At 70.4% G+C, this 23,145-nt stretch carries 24 protein-coding genes; 13 read left to right on the top strand and 11 right to left on the bottom strand.

What is annotated here, in order from left to right:
* Window positions 1-185 precede the first annotated feature (185 nt).
* Window positions 186-1,190, bottom strand: coding sequence for a 2-hydroxyacid dehydrogenase (locus tag NNZ72_RS22760; protein ID WP_257317976.1), 1,005 nt, complete (start codon window positions 1,188-1,190; stop codon window positions 186-188).
* A gap of 169 nt (window positions 1,191-1,359) precedes the next feature.
* On the opposite strand from NNZ72_RS22760, the gene NNZ72_RS22755 reads away from it, so the two are divergent.
* Window positions 1,360-1,887, top strand: a complete 528-nt coding sequence (locus NNZ72_RS22755) for an SH3 domain-containing protein (RefSeq protein WP_371747811.1) — start codon at window positions 1,360-1,362, stop codon at window positions 1,885-1,887.
* A gap of 134 nt (window positions 1,888-2,021) precedes the next feature.
* Here NNZ72_RS22755 and NNZ72_RS22750 read toward each other — a convergent pair whose 3' ends face one another.
* On the bottom strand, window positions 2,022-3,014 hold the full coding sequence (locus NNZ72_RS22750) for an adenosine kinase (RefSeq protein ID WP_257317975.1): 993 nt from the start codon (window positions 3,012-3,014) through the stop codon (window positions 2,022-2,024).
* 134 nt (window positions 3,015-3,148) lie between these two features.
* Window positions 3,149-3,718, bottom strand: a complete 570-nt coding sequence (gene efp, locus NNZ72_RS22745; protein WP_257317974.1) for an elongation factor P — start codon at window positions 3,716-3,718, stop codon at window positions 3,149-3,151.
* A gap of 176 nt (window positions 3,719-3,894) precedes the next feature.
* On the opposite strand from efp, the gene epmA reads away from it, so the two are divergent.
* Together epmA and NNZ72_RS22735 are read left to right on the top strand one after the other, a co-directional pair.
* The gene (epmA, locus tag NNZ72_RS22740; RefSeq protein ID WP_257317973.1) at window positions 3,895-4,959 is read left to right on the top strand and encodes an EF-P lysine aminoacylase EpmA; all 1,065 of its coding nucleotides are present in this window, start codon (window positions 3,895-3,897) and stop codon (window positions 4,957-4,959) included.
* Window positions 4,956-6,005, top strand: coding sequence for a lysine-2,3-aminomutase-like protein (locus tag NNZ72_RS22735; RefSeq protein WP_257317972.1), 1,050 nt, complete (start codon window positions 4,956-4,958; stop codon window positions 6,003-6,005). Before epmA ends, NNZ72_RS22735 begins: the two co-directional genes overlap by 4 nt.
* 191 nt (window positions 6,006-6,196) lie before the next feature.
* On the opposite strand, the gene NNZ72_RS22725 is transcribed toward NNZ72_RS22735, so the two are convergent.
* A complete protein-coding gene (locus NNZ72_RS22725; protein WP_257317970.1) occupies window positions 6,197-8,218 on the bottom strand; it encodes a HAMP domain-containing methyl-accepting chemotaxis protein in 2,022 nt (673 codons plus the stop codon).
* A 260-nt stretch (window positions 8,219-8,478) separates the two neighbouring features.
* Here NNZ72_RS22725 and NNZ72_RS22720 point away from each other — a divergent pair, with 260 nt between their 5' ends.
* The gene (locus tag NNZ72_RS22720) at window positions 8,479-9,198 is read left to right on the top strand and encodes a sulfate transporter family protein (RefSeq protein ID WP_257317969.1); all 720 of its coding nucleotides are present in this window, start codon (window positions 8,479-8,481) and stop codon (window positions 9,196-9,198) included.
* On the opposite strand, the gene NNZ72_RS22715 is transcribed toward NNZ72_RS22720, so the two are convergent.
* Entirely contained in the window at window positions 9,187-9,612 is a 426-nt protein-coding gene (locus NNZ72_RS22715; protein WP_257317968.1) for a VOC family protein, read from the bottom strand. The genes NNZ72_RS22720 and NNZ72_RS22715 overlap by 12 nt on opposite strands.
* Before the next feature lie 85 nt (window positions 9,613-9,697).
* On the opposite strand from NNZ72_RS22715, the gene NNZ72_RS22710 reads away from it, so the two are divergent.
* Entirely contained in the window at window positions 9,698-10,273 is a 576-nt protein-coding gene (locus NNZ72_RS22710; protein WP_257317967.1) for a TetR family transcriptional regulator, read from the top strand.
* On the opposite strand, the gene nth is transcribed toward NNZ72_RS22710, so the two are convergent.
* Window positions 10,263-11,006: an endonuclease III gene (gene nth / locus NNZ72_RS22705; protein WP_371747810.1), complete on the bottom strand. Its 744-nt coding sequence runs from the start codon at window positions 11,004-11,006 to the stop codon at window positions 10,263-10,265. The genes NNZ72_RS22710 and nth overlap by 11 nt on opposite strands.
* A gap of 22 nt (window positions 11,007-11,028) precedes the next feature.
* On the opposite strand from nth, the gene NNZ72_RS22700 reads away from it, so the two are divergent.
* Together NNZ72_RS22700 and NNZ72_RS22695 are read left to right on the top strand one after the other, a co-directional pair.
* Window positions 11,029-11,529, top strand: a complete 501-nt coding sequence (locus tag NNZ72_RS22700) for a DUF2244 domain-containing protein (RefSeq protein WP_257317965.1) — start codon at window positions 11,029-11,031, stop codon at window positions 11,527-11,529.
* Between the two features lie 61 nt (window positions 11,530-11,590).
* A complete protein-coding gene (locus tag NNZ72_RS22695) occupies window positions 11,591-12,463 on the top strand; it encodes a methylated-DNA--[protein]-cysteine S-methyltransferase (protein ID WP_257317964.1) in 873 nt (290 codons plus the stop codon).
* Window positions 12,464-13,056: 593 nt separating this feature from the next.
* Here NNZ72_RS22695 and NNZ72_RS22690 read toward each other — a convergent pair.
* Window positions 13,057-13,773, bottom strand: a complete 717-nt coding sequence (locus NNZ72_RS22690) for a pyridoxamine 5'-phosphate oxidase family protein (protein ID WP_257317963.1) — start codon at window positions 13,771-13,773, stop codon at window positions 13,057-13,059.
* Between the two features lie 39 nt (window positions 13,774-13,812).
* On the opposite strand from NNZ72_RS22690, the gene pdxR reads away from it, so the two are divergent.
* The gene (gene pdxR, locus NNZ72_RS22685) at window positions 13,813-15,246 is read left to right on the top strand and encodes a MocR-like pyridoxine biosynthesis transcription factor PdxR (protein WP_257317962.1); all 1,434 of its coding nucleotides are present in this window, start codon (window positions 13,813-13,815) and stop codon (window positions 15,244-15,246) included.
* Here pdxR and NNZ72_RS22680 read toward each other — a convergent pair.
* From NNZ72_RS22680 to NNZ72_RS22665, 4 genes are all read right to left on the bottom strand, one after another.
* Window positions 15,243-15,944: a type 1 glutamine amidotransferase gene (locus NNZ72_RS22680; protein WP_257317961.1), complete on the bottom strand. Its 702-nt coding sequence runs from the start codon at window positions 15,942-15,944 to the stop codon at window positions 15,243-15,245. The two genes, pdxR and NNZ72_RS22680, sit on opposite strands and share 4 nt — an antisense overlap.
* 122 nt (window positions 15,945-16,066) lie before the next feature.
* Window positions 16,067-16,243, bottom strand: coding sequence for a hypothetical protein (locus NNZ72_RS22675; protein ID WP_257317960.1), 177 nt, complete (start codon window positions 16,241-16,243; stop codon window positions 16,067-16,069).
* Between the two features lie 99 nt (window positions 16,244-16,342).
* Window positions 16,343-16,771, bottom strand: a complete 429-nt coding sequence (locus NNZ72_RS22670; RefSeq protein WP_257317959.1) for an RbsD/FucU family protein — start codon at window positions 16,769-16,771, stop codon at window positions 16,343-16,345.
* Complete coding sequence (locus NNZ72_RS22665; RefSeq protein WP_257317958.1) at window positions 16,771-18,000, bottom strand: ROK family transcriptional regulator; 1,230 nt, start codon at window positions 17,998-18,000, stop codon at window positions 16,771-16,773. The genes NNZ72_RS22670 and NNZ72_RS22665 overlap by 1 nt, the downstream gene beginning before the upstream one ends.
* A 297-nt stretch (window positions 18,001-18,297) precedes the next feature.
* Here NNZ72_RS22665 and NNZ72_RS22660 point away from each other — a divergent pair, with 297 nt between their 5' ends.
* The 5 genes from NNZ72_RS22660 to pyrC all read left to right on the top strand — a co-directional run bounded on the left by NNZ72_RS22660 (window position 18,298) and on the right by pyrC (window position 23,124).
* On the top strand, window positions 18,298-19,323 hold the full coding sequence (locus NNZ72_RS22660; RefSeq protein WP_257317957.1) for a sugar ABC transporter substrate-binding protein: 1,026 nt from the start codon (window positions 18,298-18,300) through the stop codon (window positions 19,321-19,323).
* 192 nt (window positions 19,324-19,515) lie between these two features.
* Window positions 19,516-20,616, top strand: coding sequence for an ABC transporter permease (locus tag NNZ72_RS22655; RefSeq protein ID WP_257317956.1), 1,101 nt, complete (start codon window positions 19,516-19,518; stop codon window positions 20,614-20,616).
* The gene (locus NNZ72_RS22650; protein ID WP_257317955.1) at window positions 20,616-21,395 is read left to right on the top strand and encodes an ATP-binding cassette domain-containing protein; all 780 of its coding nucleotides are present in this window, start codon (window positions 20,616-20,618) and stop codon (window positions 21,393-21,395) included. Before NNZ72_RS22655 ends, NNZ72_RS22650 begins: the two co-directional genes overlap by 1 nt.
* Window positions 21,392-22,021 carry a nucleoside triphosphate hydrolase gene (locus NNZ72_RS22645; protein WP_257317954.1) on the top strand — a complete coding sequence of 210 codons (630 nt, stop codon included), beginning with the start codon at window positions 21,392-21,394 and terminating at the stop codon, window positions 22,019-22,021. Before NNZ72_RS22650 ends, NNZ72_RS22645 begins: the two co-directional genes overlap by 4 nt.
* A gap of 56 nt (window positions 22,022-22,077) precedes the next feature.
* Window positions 22,078-23,124 (top strand): dihydroorotase, encoded by a 1,047-nt coding sequence (gene pyrC, locus NNZ72_RS22640; RefSeq protein WP_257317953.1) that lies wholly within the window; start codon window positions 22,078-22,080, stop codon window positions 23,122-23,124.
* Window positions 23,125-23,145 lie beyond the last annotated feature (21 nt).

Raw genomic sequence — 23,145 nt, 5'->3', positions numbered from 1 at the left:
GCAATCATCCGAGACGGAAAACCATGGCAAAACGCTTGACGGCTAAGACAGTCGCTCTCCCCGTAAACGGGGAGAGGGGACTTGCCCGACGGAACGTGATTGATCGAGGAAACCGGTGCGGCATATTCCTTCGCCCCGTTTACGGGGAGAAGGTGGCCGGCAGGCCGGATGAGGGGCTGGCGGCGCTAGACCCGCCCCGGCAGCACCCGGTCCGGCGGGCGGTGGCCGTCGAAGAAGGTGCGGATGTTGATAACCACCTTCTCGCCCATGTCGATGCGGCCCTCCAGCGTCGCCGAGCTCATGTGCGGCAGCAGCACGACCTTGCCCTCGGAGGCGAGCTTGACGAGCTTCGGGTTGACGGCCGGCTCGTGCTCGAAGACGTCGAGGCCGGCGCCGGCGATGCGGCCCTCCTTCAGGCACTTGATCAGCGCCGCCTCGTCGATGATGCCGCCGCGCGCGGTGTTGACGATGTAGCTCGTCGGCTGCATCAGCTCCAGCCGCCGGGCCGAGAGCAGATGGTAGGTCGCCGGCGTCGAGGGGCAGTTGACGGAGACGATGTCGACGCGGGCGAGCATCTGGTCGAGGCTGTCCCAGTAGGTCGCCTCCAGCGCGTCCTCGGTGTCGGGGCGCACGCGGTTGCGGTTGTGGTAGTGGATGGAGAGGCCGAAGGCCTTGGCGCGGCGGGCGACGGCGGTGCCGATGCGGCCCATGCCGACGATGCCGAGCCGCTTGCCCCAGATGCGCCGCCCGAGCATCCAGGTCGGCGACCAGCCGGCCCACTCGCCCTTGCGGTCGGTGATGATGCGCGCGCCCTCGGCGAGCCGGCGCGGCACGGCGAGGATCAGCGCCATGGTCATGTCGGCGGTGTCCTCGGTCAAGACGTTCGGCGTGTTGGTGACGGTGATGCCGCGCTTCGCCGCCGCCTCGACGTCGATGTTGTCGACGCCGTTGGAGAAGCAGGCGATCAGCTTCAGTTGCGGCCCCGCCTGCTCGATCAGCGCGGCGTCGATCCGGTCGGTCAGCGTCGGCACGATGACGTCCGCCGTCCTCACCGCGGCGACCAGCTCCGGCTGGGTGCGCGGCGTGTCGTCGATGTTGAGCTCGGCGTCGAACAGCTCGCGCATCCGGGTCTCGACCACGTCGGGCAGGCGGCGGGTGATGTAGACCTTCGGCTTTTTCTTCTGTGTCATGGGATGTTCCGGCGTCCTGTTGACGGGTCCTTAACCAAGTTGGGCAAGGATTGCTTCATCAGGGGCATTTTCTACCAGACCCGGTCGCGAAGACAATCCGCCCTCGCGATCCGTGATGCCTGCGGCCGGTACGGCAGTCCATGCCCGCCCTGCGTTAACGGATATTGCCATGTCCCATTCCGTCCTCCGTCTCGGCCTCGCGGGCCTCGTCCTCGTCATGGGAACCGGGCTCGCCCATGCGCAGGCCGCCAAGGGGCCGAGCGGCCTGCCGCTGCCCCGCTTCGTCAGCCTCAAGGCCAAGAGCGTCAACCTCCGCATCGGCCCGAGCGTCGACTATGCGGTCGCCTGGCGCTATCTCAAGTCCGGCGTGCCGGTGGAGATCATCCAGGAATACGACAACTGGCGCCGGGTGCGCGACGCCGACGGCACCGAGGGCTGGGTGAACCAGGCGCTGCTGTCCGGCGACCGCACCGCCGTCACCGCGCCGTGGATGCGCGGCAAGGGCGACGACGTCTTCGTCAACATGCGCCGCGAGGCGCTGGCGAACAGCACCGTCGTCGCGAAGCTCCAGCCGGGCGTCGTCGTCAAGGTCGGCGAATGCAACGGCGACTGGTGCCGCGCCGAGGTGGAGGGCGTCTCCGGCTGGGTCTCGCAGAACGAGATCTGGGGTGCCTATCCGGGCGAGGCGTTCAAGTAAGGGAACCCCCCTCATCCGGCCCTTCGGGCCACCTTCTCCCCAGCGAGAGAAGGAATATGTCGCGACGTCTCGTTCTTCCCCCTTCTCCCCGTCGGGGAGGAGGTGCCGGCAAGCCGATGAGGGGGCTTGCCGCTTTACAGAAGCCCCGCCTTCCTCGCCTCGTCGGCGAGCGACAGCATCGGGCGCGGGCCGACCTGCTGGATGACGAGGCCGGCGGCGAGGCTGCCGAGCCGGCCGCAATCGGCAAGCGAGCGTCCCGCGGTGTAGCCGTGGAGGAAGCCCGACGCATAGAGGTCGCCCGCCCCGGTCGTGTCGACGACGCGCGGAATCTCCAGCGCCTCCACCTTCGTGCGCTCGCCCTGGTGGAGGACGACCGAGCCCTTCTCGCTCATCGTCACCACGGCGAGCCGGCAGTCCTGCGCGATGCGCGCGAGCGCCTCCTCGAAATCCTCCGTCTCGTAGAGCGACAGCGCCTCCGCCCGGTTGGCGAAGACGATGTCGACCGTGCCGGAGCGCATCAGCTCGAGGAACTCGCCGCGGTAGCGGGCGACGCAGAAGCTGTCGGAGAGCGTGATCGCCGTCTCGCGGCCGTTGGCATGCGCGATGCGCGCGCATTCGCGGATCGCGTCCTTGGCGCGCGGCGGGTCCCAGAGATAGCCCTCGAAATAGGTGACCCTGGCGGCGGCCACCACGTCGGGCTCGACGTCCTCGGGCCCAAGCTCGACGCAGGCGCCGAGATAGGTGTTCATCGAGCGCTCGCCGTCCGGCGTCACGAAGATCATCGAGCGGGCCGTTGGCGGCGGGCCGGCGAGCGGCCGCGTCTCGAAATGCACGCCCTGGGCGCGGATGTCGTGGGAAAAGATCTCGCCGAGCTGGTCGTCGGCGACCTTGCCGAAATAGGCGGCGCGCGCGCCGAAGCTCGCAACCCCTGCCGCCGTGTTGCCGGCGCTGCCGCCGGAGGCTTCGAGCGCCGGGCCCATGCGCTCGTAGAGCAGCTCGGCCCGCTCGGCGTCGATGAGGTTCATCGCCCCCTTGATGATGCCGTTGTCGGTGATGAAGGCGTCGTCGCAGCGCGCGATGATGTCGACGATGGCGTTGCCGACCGTCAGCACGTCGAATGTGGTCATGCGGATGTCCCGTCCCCAGTCATGAGAGCCGGAAACCGGTCATAACGGATTTTGCCGCAGATGGAAGGAAGGGAGGCAAGAAAAAGGCCGCCCGGCCGTTTCCGGCGGGGCGGCCCGTGCGTCCGGAGGCGGGATCAGTCCTTGGCGCGCTCGACGTAGGAGCCGTCTTCCGTCGCGATGACGACGCGGGTGCCGGCGGAGACGTGCGGCGGCACCATGGTGCGGATGCCGTTCGAGAGGATCGCCGGCTTGTAGGAGGACGACGCCGTCTGGCCCTTGACGACCGGCTCGGTCTCGACGATCTCCAGCGTCACGTGGCGCGGCAGGTCGATGGCGATGGCCACGCCCTCGTGCACCGAGAGCACCACCGTCATGCCTTCCTGGAGATAGGCCTTGAGGTCGCCGATGTCCTCCGCCGACATGGTGAGCTGGTCGTAGGTCTCCGGGTTCATGAAGTGGAAGCCGTCGCCGTCCTCGTAGAGGAAGTTGTGCTCGCGGTCCTCGACGAAGGCGCGCTCGACCTGCTCGGTCGTGCGGTAGCGCTCGGAGACCTTCGTGCCGTCGGAGATGCGGCGCATGTCGATCTGCGTGACCGGCGTGCCCTTGCCGGGGTGGAAGTTCTGCGCCGTCAGCACGACATAGAGCTTGCCGTCGACGTCGAGCACATTGCCCTTGCGGACGGAAGAGGCGATGATCTTTACCATAGGTGTTCCCTGTAACTGGCCTGAAACTGGGTTGTAACCGGGCCTGCCGCGTCGTAGAGGACGACCCCGACGGGTTTCCCCCCGGACGCCAAAAATGCGTTTTCGGGGCGCAACTACCCTATATTCCGGCAAAACGCCAGTCCGTCCGCCGGAACGGCCGAAGAAACCTTTTAGAGATGAACCGACCTGCCCCCCGACCCTCGCCCTGGTGGACGCCCGACGTCCATGCCGACCGCCGGCCGTTTCTCCTGGCGCGCAACCGCGTCCAGGCGGCGCTGAGGGCCTGGCTTTCCGCGCGCGATTTCGTCGAGGTGGACACGGCGACGCTGCAGGTCTCGCCCGGCAACGAGGCGCACCTGCATGCCTTCGCGACCGCCGCCGTCGGCCATTCGGGCGAGGAGACGCCGCTCTACCTGCACACCTCGCCGGAATTCGCCTGCAAGAAGCTGCTGGCCGCCGGTGAAACCCGCATCGCCTGCTTCGCCCATGTCTACCGCAACCGCGAGCGCGGGCCCCTGCACCATCCGGAGTTCACCATGCTCGAATGGTACCGCGCGGGCGAGCCCTACACGGCGCTGATGGCGGATTGCGCGGCGATGCTGCGGCTTGCGGCGGAGGCGGCGGGCGCCTCCGTGCTGACCTATCGCGGCGCCGTCTGCGATCCGGCGCTGGAGCCCGAGCGGCTGACGGTGGCGGATGCCTTCGCCCGCTTCGCCGGCATCGACCTTCTCGCCTCCGTCGACGCGGACGGGGCGACGGACCGCGGGCGGCTCGCCGCCGCCCTCGCGCAGGCGGGACTGCGCGTGGCGGCGGACGACACCTGGGCCGATCTCTTCAGCCGGGTTCTGGTGGAGAAGGTCGAGCCGGCGCTCGGCTTCGGCCGGGCGACGATCCTCTGCGAATATCCGGTGGCGGAGGCGGCACTCGCCCGTCCCGCGCCGCACGACCGGCGCGTCGCCGAGCGCTTCGAGCTCTATGCCTGCGGCGTCGAGCTCGCCAATGCCTTCGGCGAGCTCACCGACCCGGCCGAGCAGCGCCGCCGTTTCGCGCTGGAGATGGCGGAGAAGGCGCGTATCTACGGCGAGACCTATCCGCTCGACGAGGACTTCCTCGCGGCGCTCGCGGTCATGCCGGAGGCGAGCGGCATCGCGCTCGGCTTCGACCGGCTGGCGATGCTGGCGACGGGAGCGGGCCGCATCGAGCAGGTGCTCTGGGCGCCCGTGGCGGAGACGGCGCCGTGACGGCGGAAAAAAGCCTCAGGACGGCGGACGAGCTCGTGGCCGCGGGCCTCGTTCCCGAGGCGCGCCGTGCGGATGCCGCGGCGGTCGCCGGGCGCTATGCGGTCGCGGTGACGCCGGCGATCGCCGCGCTGATCGATCCGGCGGACGCGGAGGATCCCGTCGCCCGGCAGTTCCTGCCCGACGCGGCGGAGCTCGTGACGCTGCCGGAGGAGCGGGCCGACCCGATCGGCGACCTCGCGCACAGTCCCGTGGAGGGCATCGTCCATCGCTATCCGGACCGGGTGCTGCTCAAGGCCGTGCATGTCTGCCCGGTCTATTGCCGCTTCTGCTTCCGCCGTGAGATGGTCGGGCCGGAGGGTCTCGGCACGCTTTCCTCCGAGGCGCTGGACGCGGCCGTCGCCTATGTCGCCGAGCGGCCGGAGATCTGGGAGGTGATCCTGACCGGCGGCGATCCGCTGGTGCTGTCGCCCCGCCGCCTGCGCGAGATCCTCGAGCGGCTCGCGGCGATCGCCCATGTCAAGGTCGTCCGCGTCCACACCCGCGTGCCGGTGGTCGATCCGGAGCGCGTGGATGCGGATCTGACCGCGGCGCTGAAGGCCTCGGGCAAGACCGTCTACGTGGCGCTCCACGCCAACCATCCGCGCGAGTTCACCGATGCGGCGCGCGCGGCGATCGCCTGCCTCGCCGATGCCGGCTTCGCGCTCGTCAGCCAGACGGTACTGCTGAAGGGCGTCAACGACGACGCGGGCGTGCTCGCCGCGCTGATGCGCACCTTCGTCGAGAACCGGGTGAAGCCCTATTACCTGCACCATCCGGACCTCGCGCCCGGAACGGCGCATTTCCGCCTGACGCTTGCCGAGGGCCGGGCGCTGGTGGCGGCCTTGCGCGGCCGCGTCTCCGGCCTCTGCCAGCCCGCCTACATCCTCGACATCCCCGGCGGCCACGGCAAGGTCCGCGCGGATTCCGCGGCCGTCGAGGAAGCGGGCGACGGCCGTTTCCGCGTGCGCGATTTCCGGGGTGGGACGCATATCTATCCGCCGAAGTAGGCGGTAGCCGCACCCCCCTCTGGCCTGCCGGGCATCTCCCCCTCAAGGGGGGAGATTGGATGGGGCGCCATTTCGCCTATCTCCGACGTCGCTGTTTGAGCAAGGTTTCTGCTTCTTGCCGATCTCCCCCCTTGAGGGGGAGATGCCCGGCAGGGCAGAGGGGGGTGTAGAGGCGGATGCGAAAAACCGTCTCAGAACTCCTCCCAGTCGCCGTCATTACCCTTGTCCTGGCGCACGCCGAGCGCGCCGGCGAGCTTTTCGCCGAGCGCCAGCGCCGGCGAGGTGACGGGACGCGAGGCCGCGGTGGCGGACTTGACGGTCCACTGGCCGGGGGATTTCCGCGCCGGCCTCGCGGCGGGGGCCGCCGGCGGCGTGGCGACGACGTGGAGATGCGGCGGCGCGTGCGCGGCGCGGGTCTGGCCGGTGCCGGCGCCGACGTTGAAGCGGGCGATCAGCGCGTTCAGCGCCTGCACCTCGGAGGCGAGCCCGTGGCTCGCGGCGGTCGTCTCCTCGACCATGGCGGCGTTCTGCTGCGTGCCCTGGTCCATCTGGTTGACGGCCGTGTTGATCTCCGTGAGGCCGCTCGACTGCTCGCGCGCGGCCTCGACGATCGCCTGGACGTGGCCGTTGATCTCCTGCACCTCGACGACGATGGTGCGAAGCGCCCGGCCGGTCTCGCCGACGAGCGACACGCCGCTCTTGACCTGCTCGCCGGAGGTGGTGATCAGCGCCTTGATCTCGCGCGCCGCCTTGGCCGAACGCTGGGCGAGCTCGCGCACCTCCTGCGCCACGACCGCGAAGCCCTTGCCCGCCTCGCCGGCGCGCGCCGCCTCGACGCCGGCGTTGAGCGCCAGGAGGTTGGTCTGGAAGGCGATGTCGTCGATGACGCCGATGATGCTGGTGATCTCCTGCGAGGACTTCTCGATCGCCTGCATGGCGGTGACGGCGCGCTCGACGACCGCGCCGGATTTCTCCGCGCCGTCGCGCGTGCGGGTGACGAGCACGCCGGCCTCCTCCGCGCGCTTCGTCGAATCGCGCACCGTCGTGGTGATCTCCTCCAGGGCCGCGGCCGTCTCCTCGACGGAGGCCGCCTGCTGCTCGGTGCGGCGCGACAGGTCGTCGGCGGCGGCGCGGATCTGGCTGGCGCCGGCGTCGATGGCGCGCGCGTTCTCGCCGACCTCGCGCAGCGCGTCGGCAAGGTGCTGGACGGAGGCGTTGAAGTCCTCGCGCAGCCGGTCGAGGTCGCCGTCGAACGGCTTGTCGATGCGGCAGGTCATGTCGCCGGCCGCGAGCCTGCCGAGCGCCTCGCCGAGGTGGGAGACGGCCTCCTGCACGCGGCCGCTGTCGCGGGTGCGCTCGGCCTCGCGGGCCTGGCGCTCGCCCTCGGCGCGGCGGCGGTCGTCCTCGCCCTGGCGCTCCAGCCGCTGGCGCTCGGCCGCGTTGTCGCGGAAGACGGCGACGGTGGCGGCCATCTCGCCGATCTCGTCCTTCCGCTCGGCATGCGGGATCGTCACGGCCGTGTCGCCGCCGGCAAGCCGCTTCATCGCCCCGGCGAGCGCGTCGATCGGCCTCACCACGCGGCGGTTGACGAGGACGATCGCGGCGAGCGCCAGGCCCGTCGAGACGGCGAGCGAGGCCCAGGTCAGCGCGAAGGCGAAGCCCTCCTCCGCCCGCGCGGTGCCGATCGTCTCCTCCGTGACCTTCTGGTTGCGGGCGACGAGGTCGTTGAGCGAGGCGGCGATGGCGTCGGCGCTTGCCTGCATCGGTCCCTTGTAGACCTCCAGCGCCGGCCCCTTGGCGGCGATCGCCGAGAACTGGATGAGCTTTTCCGAGTCCGCGGCATAGGTCGCAAGCGTCGCCCTGATGCCGTCGACCTCGGCCACCGTCGCCGCATCGCCGCCGTTCGCCGCGCCGTAGGCGTCGATCATGCCGGAGAAGGCGTCGGCGCGTGCCTTGATGCGCGCCTCGATGCGGCCGATCTCGTCGGGGTCCATCGACAGCAGGTGCTCGGAATAGGTGGCGTGCAGCTCGGAGAAGGCGTGGCTGAGCTGCAGGATGGCGCTCATTTGCGGCATGCGCTCGGCGCCGATCCGCTCGATATGGCCGGTCATGGCCGAGAGCGAGCGGAAGGCGACCGCCCCCTGCAGCCCGCCCAGCACCACCATCAGGACGAAGAGCGCAGGCAGGAGCCTGCTGATCCGGAAATTACGCATGACGGTTCCTGACTTCCTCTGGCGATACGTTTCGCGCGTGGCGCGGAGTCTAGGCCGCCTCGTTTAACGGCGGCTTAATGGCGCCGTCTTGCCGCCCGCCCGGCGGCACCCTACATGCCGGCCATCCGCACAGGGCGGTCGCGCGTCCGGCCCGCCCCTCACCCCCTCTTCCCGCCTGCGGGGAGACGGCGGCCGGCAGGCCGGATGAGGGGCAGGGCCGCCGAGGCGATCGTCCCGTCACCGACAGGGAGCGCCCCCGCATGATCCTCGACGCCGCACGGCTTTCGCTCGCAAACCTCTTCGCGCCCGAGACGCGCGGCGTGTTCTGGAAGGTGATCGGCCTCACGCTGCTGGCGCTGGTGGTGCTGTGGTTCGCGCTGCGCGAGAGCTTCGTCGCCTTCGCGCTGCCCTTCCTCGAAGGGCTGGTGCCGGCCGGGATGCCGGACTGGGCGGGCCTCCTCGCCGTCGTCTTCGGCATGGCGGCGAGCATCGGGCTCGCGCTCGTGCTGGCGCTCCTGCTCGCCCCGGTGACGGCGATCATCGCCGGCTTCTTCCTCGACGACGTGGCGGAGGTGATCGAGACGCGCGACTATCCGGCCGAGCCGCCGGGCACCGCCCTGCCGCTCGGCGCGGCGATCCTCGGCTCGCTCAAGTTCCTCGGCATCGTCGTCCTCGGCAACCTCGTGGCGCTGGCGCTGCTCCTCGTGCCGGGCGTCAACCTCGTCGCCTTCTTCCTGGTCAACGGCTACCTGCTCGGCCGCGAGTTCTTCGAGTTCGCGGCGATGCGCCACCGCCCGCCGGCCGAGGCGCGGCTGTTCCGCGCCAAGCACGCCTCGACGGTGCTCATCGCCGGCCTGCTGATCGCCGCTTTCCTCGCCGTGCCCGTCGTCAACCTCTTGACGCCGCTCTTCGCCGCCGGGCTGATGGTGCATCTGCACAAGGCGCTGTCGCGCCGCGACCCGGCCTTCTCAGCCGGGTAGGGCGGCCGCGTCGTAGAGGGCCGCGAATTCGGGCGAGGGGGCGATCGGCGTGATCACGTCGATCAGCACGCCGTTCGGGTCGGCCGTGATGAAATGGCGCTGGCCGAAATCCTCGTCGCGGATGTCGAGCAGCAGGGGCAGGCCGGCGGCGCGCAGCTCCCGGTAGACCGCGTCGACGTCCTCCACCTCGAAATTGAGGATCAGCCCGCCGACCCGGCCCCGCGCGGCCGCGGGGATCGTCTCGTGGCCGCCGTCGAGGATCGCGAGCGTCGCCTTCCCGTCCTCGGCCGATTGCAGGTGCACGTACCAGTCGGCGGCGAAAAGTGGCTCGAAGCGGAAATGGGTCCGGTAGAAGGCCGCGGTGCCGGCGACGTCGCCGGTCATGATCACGGGATAGTAGCCGGTCGTGCGCATGCTCTTCTCCTTCGGTCTCGGTTGACATACAATCTGCATGTATCCGCTCATTAACATACATACTGAATGTATGTAAAGGAGAGAAATGGCGCGCAGCAACCGGGAACGCACGCAGGCGACGCGCCTTGCGCTGATCGACGCCGCACGGCGGCTCTTCGTGGAGAGGGGCTATGCGGAGACGGCGACGCCGGACATCGTCGCGGCGGCCGGCGTCACGCGCGGCGCGCTCTATCACCATTTCGAGGACAAGAAGGCGCTGTTCCGCGCCGTGCTGGAAGGGGAGGCGGCGGCCGTCGCCGCGGATATCGAGGCAAGGGCGGCGCCGGCGGCCTCGCCGCGCGCGGCGCTGCTGCTCGGTGCGGCCGCCTATTTCGACGCCATGGCCGTGCCCGGCCGCACCCGCCTGCTGCTCCTCGAGGCGCCGGCGGTTCTCGGCGTCGAGGCGCTCGGCGCGATCGACCGGGACCATGCGGAGGGCGCGTTGCGGGCGGGCCTTGCGGCCCTGCTCGGCGGGCGGGCGGAGAGCGGGCGGCTCGACGCGCTCGCGGCCCTGCTCTCGGCCGCCTTCGACCGCGCGGCGCTCGCCATAGAGGCGGGCGCGGACCGCGCGGCCTACGAGGCCGCCATCGCCGCCCTCCTCGACGGCCTCGTCAGGCCGTAGCGCCGATGACCTGCGGCGGCAGCTCGACGAGCGGTGCGGGGATGTCGCAGGTCTTCTCCGGCGATTTGCACAGGTCGGCGATGATACAGTGCTCGCATTCCGGCCGGCGCGCCTTGCAGACGTAGCGCCCGTGCAGGATCAGCCAGTGATGGGCGTGGTAGAGGTACTCGTCCGGGATGATGCGGATCAGCTTTTCCTCGACCTCGTCGGGCGTCTTCCCGGGCGCCAGGCGAATCCTGTTGGCGATGCGGAAGATATGCGTGTCGACGGCGAGCGTCGCCTGGCCGAAGGCCATGGAGAGCACCACGTTCGCCGTCTTGCGGCCGACGCCGGGAAGCGTCACCAGCGCGTCGCGCGTGCGCGGCACCTCCCCGCCGAAATTCTCCACCAGCATGCGGCTGAGCGCGATGACGTTCTTCGCCTTGTTGCGGTAGAGGCCGATGGTCTTGATGTAGTCGCGCAGCCGTTCCTCGCCGAGCTCCAGCATCTTCTCCGGCGTGTCGGCCACCTTGAAGAGCGCCCGCGTCGCCTTGTTGACGCCGGCGTCCGTCGCCTGCGCGGAGAGCGCCACGGCCACCAGCAGCGTGAACGGGTTGATGTGCTCCAGCTCGCCCTTCGGCTCCGGCCGCTGCACGCAGAAGCGGCGGAAGATCTCGCGGAGCTCCTCCTGCGAATAGAGGCTTTTCGGGCGTCTCGGCGCGGATTTGCGCTTTTTCAGTTTCGCGTTTTCCATCTTGCTTCTATAGTCGGCGGCCATGATGCAAGGCAACGCCGACATGACGATGAACGAGCTGCCGCTGTTCTCGGCGGAGCTCCATCCGCATCGCTCGCTCGGCCGCAACGGCCACCGCGTCTTCTTCCTGATCGCCGGTGCCCTGAGCGTCGCCCACATGGCGGTGTTCCTGATCTCCGGCGCCTGGCCGATCGTGCTGTTCTTCGGCCTCGACTTCGCCGCGCTCTACGGCGCCTTCTGGCTCAACAACCGCGCGGCCAGGGCGCGCGAGATCGTCTCGCTCTCGCGCACCAATATCCTGATCCGCAAGATCAGCCCGTCGGGCCGCGAGACGGACTATGCCTTCAATCCGTTCTGGGCGCGCTTCAACGTCGCGCGCAAGCCGAAGATCGGCATCACCGCGATGCATGTCGCGGGGCAGGGCCGCCGCACCGACGTCGGCACCTTCCTGCCGCTCGACGACCGCGAGCGCTTCGCCACCGCCTTCTCCGGCGCGCTCGCCCGGGTGAAGCGCGGCTACTGATCGTGAATCGGGTGGCGGCCCTGCCGCGGGCGTGCTTTGCTTGCGGCAAAGGAGAAGAACGATGAACATTGCCGCGACACTTGAGACCGACGTCACGCCGGACGGCGACGACTACGAGACCGTGCGCCGGATCATCGAGATGATCACCGAGGACTATCGCGACCAGCCGGGGCTGGAGGCGCTCGCCGCCCGGCTCGGCCGCACGCCGGCGCAATTGCAGAAGACCTTCACCCGCTGGGCCGGGCTTTCGCCGAAGGCCTTCCTGCAGGCGGTGACCCTCGACCACGCCAAGCGCCTGCTCCGTCAGGAGGCCCTGCCGCTCCTGGAGACGAGCCTCGAGCTCGGCCTGTCCGGGCCCGGCCGGCTGCACGACCTCTTCGTCACGCACGAGGCGATGTCGCCCGGCGAATGGAAGGCGCGCGGCGAGGGCCTGACGATCCGCTACGGCCTGCATCCCTCGCCCTTCGGCGGCGCGCTGGTGATGGTTACCGACCGCGGGCTCGCCGGCCTTGCCTTCACCGACGCGCCGGACGGGCGCGACGCCTTCGAGGACATGTCGGCGCGCTGGCCGAACGCGACCTATGTGGAGGATCGGGCGGCGACGGCGGCCTATGCGGCGCGCATCTTCGATCCCGCCCGCTGGCGGCCGGAGGAGCCGCTGCGCGTGGTGCTGATCGGCTCGGATTTCCAGGTCCGGGTCTGGGAGGCGCTGCTCCGCATCCCGATGGGCCGCGCCGTCACCTATTCCGCCATCGCCGAGGGGCTCGGCCAGCCCGCCGCCTCGCGCGCCGTCGGCGCCGCCGTCGGCCGCAATCCCATCTCCTTCGTCGTGCCCTGCCACCGCGCGCTCGGCAAGAGCGGCGCGCTCACGGGCTATCACTGGGGGCTGACGCGCAAGCGCGCGATGCTCGGCTGGGAGGCGGGCCGGGCCTGAGCGGCGGCGGATTTCCGCCGCGATTTTCCCCGCCCCCCGGATCTGTGCCTACAATCCAACCATCCCGCCGCGGATACACCGCAAGGCGTTGCGGCGAGGCGGGGTCGGCGCGGGCCGTGGGGAAGGGACGCAGAGCCCCCCGGTCCGGGTCCGCGGAAAATGGTCTCCCTCCGGCGACACGGGGGAAGCGGCGGGGATGTCGGACCGGCCCCGCGGCTTCATCCCCGAACGGCGCGCCGGGCGTGCCTGTGCGGCACACAGGGTGGCGGGACGGCCCGTGCGGCGTCCGAGGGCCTTTGTCCGGCCCGGCCCGCACGGCGCAGGTGGAAGACGGTGCCGACCGGCAGTCGTGGCTGCGGCACCGTAGGCCTGAGAGCGTGCATGACGCCCTCTGCGGAGGGCCGCGCAACCGTTCCCACAAACCCCGTCCATCGCAGAGGGACCGGAGTCGCGGGCACAAACCGCCGAACGGGGCGCTGAACGGTGCCATGCTTATAGAATTCAGATGAGGCAGCGTCAGCGCCCCGTCCGAAGATCCCCCCGAACCCACGGCAGGAAGCTGCGCGTGGACGCCGGCGCGTTCAAAGGATCGCTCAGGTCTTCTCGTAGGCCCGCTGCCCGGCGAGGAGCGCATCGTCCAGCCGCCCGCCCTCGGGAAAGATCGACAGCGTCTCCGGCCTCTCCACGCCGGGCACCAGCCGGGAACAGGGCTCGACGGCGCCGATGACGGTCGTCACCGGGATGACGCCGGCCCAGATCGGCAGGGCGAAATCCGCCTCGTCGTCGCCCACGCCCTTGGCGCGCACCTTGGCGGCGGCCTCCTCGATGGTCATGGCGATGATCGTCGTCGCCTTCGCCTCCTGCGCCGTGATCGGCCGCACCAGCGCGCTGCGGCCCGGATAGAAGCGGTCGACCACGTCGGCCATCGCCTCCGCCTTCTCGCCGGCGTCCTCGACGAGCCGCGCCGTGCCGAAGCACATGGCGGAGCGGTAGTTGGCCGAATGGTTGAAGCCGGAGCGGGCGAGCACCAGCCCGTCGAGATGGGCGACGGTGAGGCAGGCCGGCACGCCCGCCTTCAGGTGGCGCAGCATGCGGCTTGCCGAGGAGCCGTGCCAGTAGAGCGTCTCGCCCTTGCGCCAGAACAGCGTCGGCGTCGCATAGGGCTGGCCGTCGATGACATAGGCGACGTGACAGAGCATGGCGGCGTCGAGCACGGCGTGCACCGCCGCGCGGTCGTAGCTGCCGCGCTCGTGCAGGCGCTTCACCCGGTTGCGGGGCGTGACGGGATAGGTGGCGGTGTCCGTGCTCATGCTGCTTGCCTTTCGGAAAATGGAGCGCCATGGTGCGCCATGGCATTGGACCGGAAAAGCACCAATTCTGTCCGGAAAACCCGGACCAATCCGTCGGACTGGTCGGCGCTCGTCCCCGTGCTGCCCGCGGCCGGCCGGCGCACGCCGGCGCTCTACCGGGAGCTGCGCCGGCTGATCGAGGCGGGCGACGTGCCGCCCGGCAGCAAGCTGCCGCCGACGCGCGATCTCGCCGCGCGGCTGAAGACCTCGCGCGGCAGCGTGGTCGCCGCCTTCGAGATCCTCGTCGCCGAGGGCTACGCCGTCGCCCGCCCCGGGGCCGGCACCTTCGTCGCCGACCGGGTGCCGCAGGTGAGGCCCGCCGCCGCGGCGGATGCCGCCGAGCCGCAGGCGCCGGCGATGCCGCTGCCCGGCACGCTCGGCGTCGCGGTCGCCGACGGGCGCACGCTCGCCCTCTTCCGCCGGCTCGTCGCCCGCCACCTCGCCCGGCCCGGCCCGGAGCATTTCCACTACGGCGACCCGCGGGGCGGGCTCCGGCTGCGCGAGGCGATCGCCGCCTATCTCCGCCAGGCGCGCGGCGTGCGCTGCGAGGCGCGCTCGATCGTCGTCACCACCGGCACCCAGCAGGGGCTCGACCTCTTCATCCGCGCGGCCCTCGCCCCCGGCGACCCGGTGCTGGTCGAGGACCCGTGCTACCCGAGCGCGCGCGCCGCCTTCGCCGGCGCCGGCCTGCGGCTCTCGGGCCTTGCCGTCGACGCCGAGGGCGCGGATATCGGCGGGGCCCCGCCGGATGCCCGCGCCGTCTACGTCACGCCCTCGCACCAGTTCCCGCTCGGCGTGACGATGAGCATGCGCCGGCGGCTGGCGCTGCTCGACTGGGCGCGGGCGACGGGCGGCTTCATCGTCGAGGACGATTACGACAGCGAGTTCCGCTATGCCGGCCCGCCGCTCGCCGCCATGCAGGGCATGGACGACGGCGGCCGCGTCGTCTATCTCGGCACCTTCTCGAAGGTCCTCTTCCCCGGGCTGCGCCTCGGCTACGCGGTGCTGCCCGACCCGCTGCTCGCCGCCGTCACGGCGCTGCGCGCCCGCACCGACCGCAGCCCGCCGACGCTCGCCGAGGCGGCGCTCGCCGATCTTCTCGACGAGGGCCACTTCGCCGCGCACCTGCGCCGGGCGCGGCGGCGCATGCAGGCGGCGCGCGACGCGCTGGTGGCGGGGCTGTCGGCAAGCCGGGAGCTTGCCGTGACGGTGCCGGACCAGGGCCTGCACCTCGTCGTCGGCCTGCCGGCGGATCTGGCGGATACGGCCGCGGCGGCGCTCGCCCGCGAGGTCGGGCTCGGCGCGCGGGCGCTCTCGGCGATGGCCGTCACGGAAGGGCCGCGGCAGGGGCTCGTCGTCGGCTTCTCCGGCTTCGCGCCCGAGGTGCTGCAGGCGGCCGCCGCCCGCTTCGCCGCGGGTGTCGCGCGCCGTTAGGCGATCGTGGCGATCCAGGCCCGGGCGATGGCGAGCCCCGTCGCGTCGGCCTCCGGCCCGTGCGCGGCGGCGAGCGCCTCGCGCTCGGCGAGCCAGCCTGGCTGGATCGTCTCGATCAGCTCGGGAAAGGTCTCCGCCCACATGTCGACCACCGGCCGGCTCGCCTCGAAATGGAACTGCGTGCCGTAGGCGGCGCGGCCGATGCGGAAGGCCTGGTTCTCGGCCGCGCCGTTGGCCGCGAGCCTGACGGCGCCGTCGGGCAGCGTGAAGGTATCGCTGTGCCACTGGAAGACGGAGAAGGCCTCGGCCGCCGCCGAGAGCACCGGGTCGCCGCGGCCCGCCTCCGTCAGCGTCACGCCGCGCCAGCCGAATTCCGGCGCCGCGCCGATCAGGTTCTCCGCCCCGTGGGCACGGGCAAGCAGCTGGCTGCCGAGACAGACGCCGAGCACCGAGCGATCCCGTTCGGTGAAGCGCTCCATCAGCCGGGCGAGCGCCGGCAGGTAGGGATGGCGGGCGTCGTCGCGCGCGTTCTGCGGCCCGCCCATGACGACGAGCGCGTCGTGGCCGCTCTCGTCGGCGGGCAGCGGGTCGCCGGCATGGGGACGGCAGACGTCGATGCTGGCCCCCGCCTCTTCCAGCGCGACGCCGATCTGGCCGAGCGCCGTCACCTTGTCGTTTTCCACCACCAGGACCCGCATGCGATACTCCCCTTGCCGAAATGTCGCGACACAATCACGGCGCGCGGCCGCTTTCAAGGACAAAGAGGCCCGGTTCGCGTGGAACCGGGCCGAGGCGGGGAGGATCGGCGAAGGGGAAGGGATCAGCGGCAGACGCGGACCTTCCTGACGACGAGGTTGCCGTAGTGGTCGTAGGATTTCACCTTCTTGACGAAGCAGTGCTGCTGGTAGCCGTAGCTGTAGTAGCCGGCCTGCGAGGGCGCGGCGAAGGAAACGGCGGCGACGACGGCGACGGCGGCGGAAACGACGATCTTGCGCATGGGGGTCTCTCCAGGTCTCTCTTGAGGGACGAGCCTCTCTCGTCCAGTGACCCGACTGTCCCATATCGGCCGGCTTCGCGCTGTTTCCCGCGGAACAGGTCAGGGGCGGACGACGCCCTTGCGCAGGATGACGTTGCCGTAGAGGCGCGGCTCGCTCGTCTGGACGACCGTGTGGGCGGCGCGCACGCGCGCGTAGAAATCGGCGGGGCCGAGCGGCACGACGGCGCGCTCCGGCTCGTGCCGGCCGCAGCAGGCGACGATCTCCCGGTGCACCGGGTCGAGCGCCTCGAGGTCGCCGCGCACCGTCGCGCGGAAGATCGCCGCCTCGACGAAATCGTCGACCGGCAGCACCGACAGCACGGCGTTCAGCACCGGCACGAGCGGCAGGCCGTCGAGCCGTACGAGCCTTCGGCCGTGCTCCAGCCCCGGATAGTTGCCGTCGACGAGGGCGATCTCGTCGCCGTGGCCCATGGCGCGCAGCGTCGAAAGCAGCTCGGGGCCGAGGATCGGGTCTATTCCTTTCAGCATCAGTCGCGTTCCTTGAAGAGGACATTCTGGTCGAGCAGGTAGCGGGAGAAGAGCGGCAGGCTGGCGCCGCCGATGGAGCGGGCGCGGCTGCCGACCGCGCCCTCGAGGATCTCCGGCAGCAGCACGCCCTGCAGGTCGAGCCGGTCGACGGCCGCGCGCGTGGCGGCGACGATGCGCTCGCGCACCCAGCCGGGAAAGCCGCCGTCGACGATGGCGGCGGCAAAGTCGATGAGCGAGGCCGCGGCGACGACGGCCTGGGCGAGCGCCGCCGCCGTGTCCTCGATCCACAGGTCGAGCGGCCGGCCGAAATCGACCCAGTCGTCCGGCGAGTACCAGAGCGGCTTCGGATCGATGCCGTCGGCGCGCAGCAGGTTCTCCAGCCGGAAGATCGAGGCGATCTTGAGGAGCTGCACCGTCCTGCCGTCGCGTCCCTGCACGGGCAGCGAGCCGATCGCGCCGGCCGTGCCCGTCCGCCCGGTGAACAGCGCCGAATTGAGCACCACGCCGCCGCCGACGAAGGAGCCGATGAAGACGTAGAGGAAATCGGGATATTGCGGCCCGAGGCCGAAGACCAGCTCGGCCGCGCAGGCGCTCGTCGCGTCGTTCTGCAGCACGACCGGCCAGGGCACGCGCCGGGCGATCTCCGCCTGCAGGTCGACGTCGCGCCACAGGTCCATCTCGGCCTGCGGCGCGCCCACCTCCGGCGCCCAGCTCCACAGGTCGAAGGGTGCCGCCACGCCGAAGCCGGCGATGCGGGCGCGCTCGGCCGGCGAAAGCGTCGCCTCGATCTCGGCGAGCCCCGTCTCGACGAAGGCGAGGAGCGGCCCCGGCATGGGATAGGCGAAGGTCGCGCGCGCCTGGCGGCGGATGGTGCCGACGAAATCCATCAGCACGAGCTCGGCGCTGCGCCGGCCGATCTTCAGGCCGAGCGAGAGGACGGCGTCGGGGTTGAGGTGCATCGGCGTCGAGGGCTGGCCGACGCGCCCGCGCAGCGGCGCGCCGCGCAGGATCAGCCCCTCGGCCTCCAGCTCGCGGATGATGACGGTGACGGTCTGGGCGGAGAGGCCGCTGCGCCGCGCGATCTCGGCCTTCGACAGGCCGCCGTGCCGGCGCACCAGCGTCATGACGAGCCGCTCGTTGTAGGCGCGCACGCGCGTCTGGTTGGCCCCGCCGCTCGGATCGAGGATTTCGGCCGGCACGGCGGGCGCCGCCTCCGCGTTTTCTCCCATGACGTCCTCCCCGGAACCGGCCTGCCGTCCCACCCGCACGGCTCCGGCCCGGTCCTCTTATCGACCCTCCCCGCGTCCGTCCACGCCAAAGGCGCGGTGCGGGAAGATGGTCCTGCTTTTCCACGAGCATGCCACATCCGATTAATAATTCAATTCGATTTATTTATTGACAGGGTCGCCGTTTGGTGGTCTCCTCAAGGCCGGAAGCGCGACCGGCCCCGGAGGAGACCGGTACGGCGCGCGACCGGACGGCTCCACGGAGAGGGGCGCGTCCCGTTCAGTCCTTGGGAGGATTCCATGAAGAAAACCGTTGTTTCCGCCGCTCTCGCCGCGCTTGCGCTCGGCGTCGCCTTCTCGTCGCCGGCCGCCGCCGCCGACGTTTCCGCCTGCCTGATCACCAAGACCGACACCAATCCCTTCTTCGTCAAGATGAAGGAAGGCGCGGAGGCAAAGGCGGCCGAGCTCGGCGTCTCGCTGAAATCCTACGCCGGCAAGATCGACGGCGATTCCGAAAGCCAGGTCGCGGCGATCGAGACCTGCATCGCCGACGGCGCGAAGGGCATCCTGATCGCCGCCTCCGACACGGCCGGCATCGTGCCGTCGGTGCAGAAGGCGCGCGACGCCGGCCTGCTCGTCATCGCGCTGGACACGCCGCTCGAGCCGCTCGACGCCGCCGACATGACGTTCGCCACCGACAACCTGCTCGCCGGCGAGCTGATCGGCAAGTGGGCGGCCGCCACGCTCGGCGACGCCGCCAAGGACGCGAGGATCGCCTTCCTCAACCTCACGCCCTCCCAGCCATCGGTCGACGTCCTGCGCAACCAGGGCTTCATGAAGGGCTTCGGCATCGACGTGAAGGACATCGGCCGCATCGGCGACGAGGACGACCCGCGCATCGTCGGCCACGACATCACCAACGGCAACGAGGAAGGCGGCCGCACCGCCATGGAGAACCTCCTGCAGAAGGACCCGTCGATCAACGTCGTCCACACGATCAACGAACCGGCCGCGGCCGGCGCCTACGAGGCGCTGAAGGCGGTCGGCAAGGAAGGCGACGTGCTGATCGTCTCGGTCGACGGCGGTTGCCCGGGCGTGCAGAACGTCATCGACGGCGTGATCGGCGCGACCTCCCAGCAGTATCCGCTGCTGATGGCGGCCCTCGGCGTCGAGGCGATCAAGACGTTCGCCGACACCGGCGAGAAGCCGAAGGCGACCGAAGGCAAGGATTTCTTCGACACCGGCGTGGCGCTCGTCACCGACAAGCCGGCCGAAGGCGTCGAGTCGATCAGCACGGCCGACGGCAAGGCCAAGTGCTGGGGCTGATGCCCTAGCCGGCCGGCCCGTCGGGAACGGGCCGGCCATCCGCAAGGCGGGACGGCGCCCGCAACGCGCCCATTTCGACGATCGCGACAGGATGCGGGCATTTTTGCTTCCCCGCAGGCGGCGGTGGCGTATCATGCCCGCCAGGGAGAGCCGCGGTGCCCGGTGCGCGCCGCGGGAGGGAGGAACAGGATCATGAGTGAGACAACGACGGCCTCGCAGGGTTCGCAACCCTCGCAGCCCTCGCAGGAATTCGAGAAGGTGCTGTCGGGCAGTTCGACGCAGGTCGCGTCCTTCGACACGCACGACAAGACGGCATTGCAGAAGTTCCAGCATTTCCTGCACGGCAGTCCCTCGGCGGTGCCGCTGATCGTGCTCGTGCTGTCGCTCGCCATCTTCGGCGTGGTGCTCGGCGGAAAGTTCTTCTCCGCCTTCACGATGACGCTGATCCTCCAGCAGGTGGCGATCGTCGGCATCGTCGGCGCCGCCCAGACGCTGGTGATCCTGACGGCCGGCATCGACCTGTCGGTCGGCGCCATCATGGTGCTCTCCTCGGTGGTCATGGGCCAGTTCACCTTCCGCTACGGCCTGCCGCCGGCGCTGTCGGTCCTCTGCGGGCTTGCCGTGGGCGCGCTCTGCGGCTACGTCAACGGCCTGCTGGTCGCCCGCATGAAGCTGCCGCCCTTCATCGTCACGCTCGGCATGTGGCAGATCATCCTCGCCTCCAACTTCCTCTATTCGGCCAACGAGACGATCCGCTCGCAGGACATCGCCCGCGACGCGCCGCTCCTGCAGTTCTTCGGCAGCAGCATCCGCATCGGCGGCGCGGTCTTCACCTACGGCGTCATCGCCATGGTGCTGCTCGTGGCGGTGCTCTGGTACGTGCTGAACCGCACCGCCTGGGGACGCCACGTCTACGCGGTCGGCGACGACCCGGACGCGGCGGAGCTCGCGGGCGTCAACGTCCGCTACATGCTCGTCTCCGTCTACACGCTGTCGGGCCTCATCTGCGCGCTCGCCGGCTGGGCGCTGATCGGCCGCATCGGCTCGGTCTCGCCGACCGCCGGCCAGTTCGCCAACATCGAATCGATCACCGCCGTGGTGATCGGCGGCCTGTCGCTGTTCGGCGGGCGCGGCTCCATCCTCGGCATGCTGTTCGGAGCCCTCATCGTCGGCGTCTTCTCGCTCGGCCTGCGCCTCATCGGCACCGACCCGCAATGGACCTATCTCCTGATCGGCGTCCTTATCATCACGGCCGTCGCGATCGACCAGTGGATCAGAAAGGTAGCAGGCTGATGGCACAGGAACCCATTCTCACCGCGCGCGGCCTCGTCAAGCGCTACGGCCGCGTCACCGCCCTCGACCATGCCGACTTCGACCTCTATCCGGGCGAGATCCTCGCCGTGATCGGCGACAACGGCGCGGGCAAGTCCTCGATGATCAAGGCGATCTCCGGCGCCATCACGCCGGACGAGGGCGAGATCCGCCTCGAGGGCAGGCCCGTCACCTTCCGCTCGCCGATCGAGGCGCGCAAGGCCGGCATCGAGACCGTCTACCAGAACCTCGCGCTGTCGCCGGCGCTCTCCATCGCCGACAACATGTTCCTCGGCCGGGAGCTCCGGAAGCCCGGCATCATGGGGCAATGGTTCCGCAAGCTCGACCGCACGGCGATGGAAAAATTCTCCCGCGACAAGCTCTCCGAGCTCGGCCTGATGACGATCCAGAACATCAACCAGGCGGTGGAGACGCTCTCGGGCGGCCAGCGCCAGGGGGTGGCGGTGGCGCGCGCCGCCGCCTTCGGCTCCAAGGTCATCATCCTCGACGAGCCGACGGCGGCCCTCGGCGTCAAGGAGAGCCGGCGCGTGCTGGAGCTCATCCTCGACGTGCGCCGCCGCGGCATCCCGATCGTGCTCATCTCGCACAACATGCCGCACGTCTTCGAGGTGGCCGACCGCATCCACATCCACCGCCTCGGCCGGCGCCTCACCGTCATCGACCCGAAGGACTACACGATGTCGGACGCGGTGGCCTTCATGACGGGGGCCAAGGTCCCGCAGGAGGCGATCGCCGCATGACGGCCACGGCGCTCGACGCCATCGTCGGGGAGACCCTGCGGCGGGCCGGCGATGCGCGCCGCTTCCTCGTCGCCATCGCCGGCCCGCCGGGCGCGGGCAAGTCGACGCTCGCCGACGCGCTGCGCGACGCGCTTCTCGCCCGCGGCGAGAGCGCCGAGGTGCTGCCGATGGACGGCTTCCACATGGACAACGGCATCCTCGAAGCGCGCGGCCTGCTTCCCCGCAAGGGCGCCCCGGAAACCTTCGACGCCCGCGGCTTCATCGACGTGGTCGAGGCGATCCGGGCCGGCAAGGAGGAGGTGCTGGTGCCCGTCTTCGACCGTTCGCGCGAGATCGCCATCGCCGCCGCCCGCGCCGTACCGCCTGATACCCGCTTCATCCTCGCCGAGGGCAACTACCTGCTGCTCGACGAGGCCCCTTGGGACCGGCTTGCCGGCCGCTTCGACTTCACCATCTTCGTCGGTCCGTCCTATGACGTCCTGGAGGAGCGGCTGCGCCGGCGCTGGGTCTTCTACGGGCTTTCCGAGGAGGAGATCCGCTGGAAGCTCCACGGCAACGACCTGCCGAACGGCCGGCGCATCGTCGAGAACACGCGCGCCGCGGATCTCCGCATCGAGAGCTTCTGATTGTCCTTGCCGGCCGCGGATGGTATCGCGTCCGCGACGAAGCGGGAGACGACCTCATGAGCACCACCGAACTGACGATCCGCCGCCCGGACGACTGGCACCTGCACCTGCGCGACGGGGCGATGCTGGAGGGCGTGATCGCCGACACGAGCCGCCATTTCGCCCGCGCCATCGTCATGCCGAACCTCGTGCCGCCGGTCGTCACCACGGCGGAGGCCGCCGCCTATCGCGACCGCATCCTCGCGGCCCTTCCCGAGGGCGACCGCTTCGAGCCGCTGATGACGCTCTACCTCACCGAGCACACCGACCCCGACGACGTGCAGGCGGGCTACGAAAGCGGCCTCATCCGCGCCGTGAAGCTCTATCCGGCGGGGGCGACGACCAATTCCCACGGCGGCGTGCGCGACATGGCGAAGGCGATGCCGGTGCTGGAGCGCATGGCGGAGATCGGGCTGACGCTCTGCGTGCACGGCGAGGTGACGACGCCCGAGGTCGACATCTTCGACCGCGAGGCCGTCTTCATCGACACCGTGCTCGAGCCGCTGCGCGCCCGCCTTCCGGAGCTGCGCGTCACCATGGAGCACGTGACGACGAGGAACGGCATCGACTACATCAGGGCGGCGAAGGAGAACCTCGCCGGCACCATCACCACGCACCACCTGATCATCAACCGCAACGCCATCCTCGTCGGCGGCATCCGCCCGCACTACTACTGCCTGCCGGTCGCCAAGCGCGAGGAGCACCGCCTGGCGCTGCGGGCCGCGGCGACCTCCGGCGACGCCCGCTTCTTCCTCGGCACGGATTCGGCCCCGCATGTCGACCCGATGAAGGAATGCGCCTGCGGCTGCGCCGGCATCTACACCTCGATCAACACGATGAGCTGCCTCGCCCATGTCTTCGAGCAGGAGGGCGCGCTCGACCGGCTGGAGGCCTTCGCCTCGCTGAACGGCCCGGCCTGGTACGGCCTGCCGGTCAACGCGGAGACGATCCGCCTGGTGCGCCGCGCGGAACCGGTCGCCTTCCCGGCGAAGCGGGAGACGGGCGCGGGAACGGTGACGGTGTTCGACCCGATGTTCCCGCTCCACTGGGATGTCGTGGAGTAATTCCAGCACAAGTGCGAAGCG

The organism is Shinella pollutisoli, from assembly GCF_024609765.1.
Taxonomy (GTDB): domain Bacteria; phylum Pseudomonadota; class Alphaproteobacteria; order Rhizobiales; family Rhizobiaceae; genus Shinella; species Shinella pollutisoli.
Note: the sequence above shows the minus strand (reverse complement) of the source record. Positions and strands in the feature narration are given on the sequence as shown.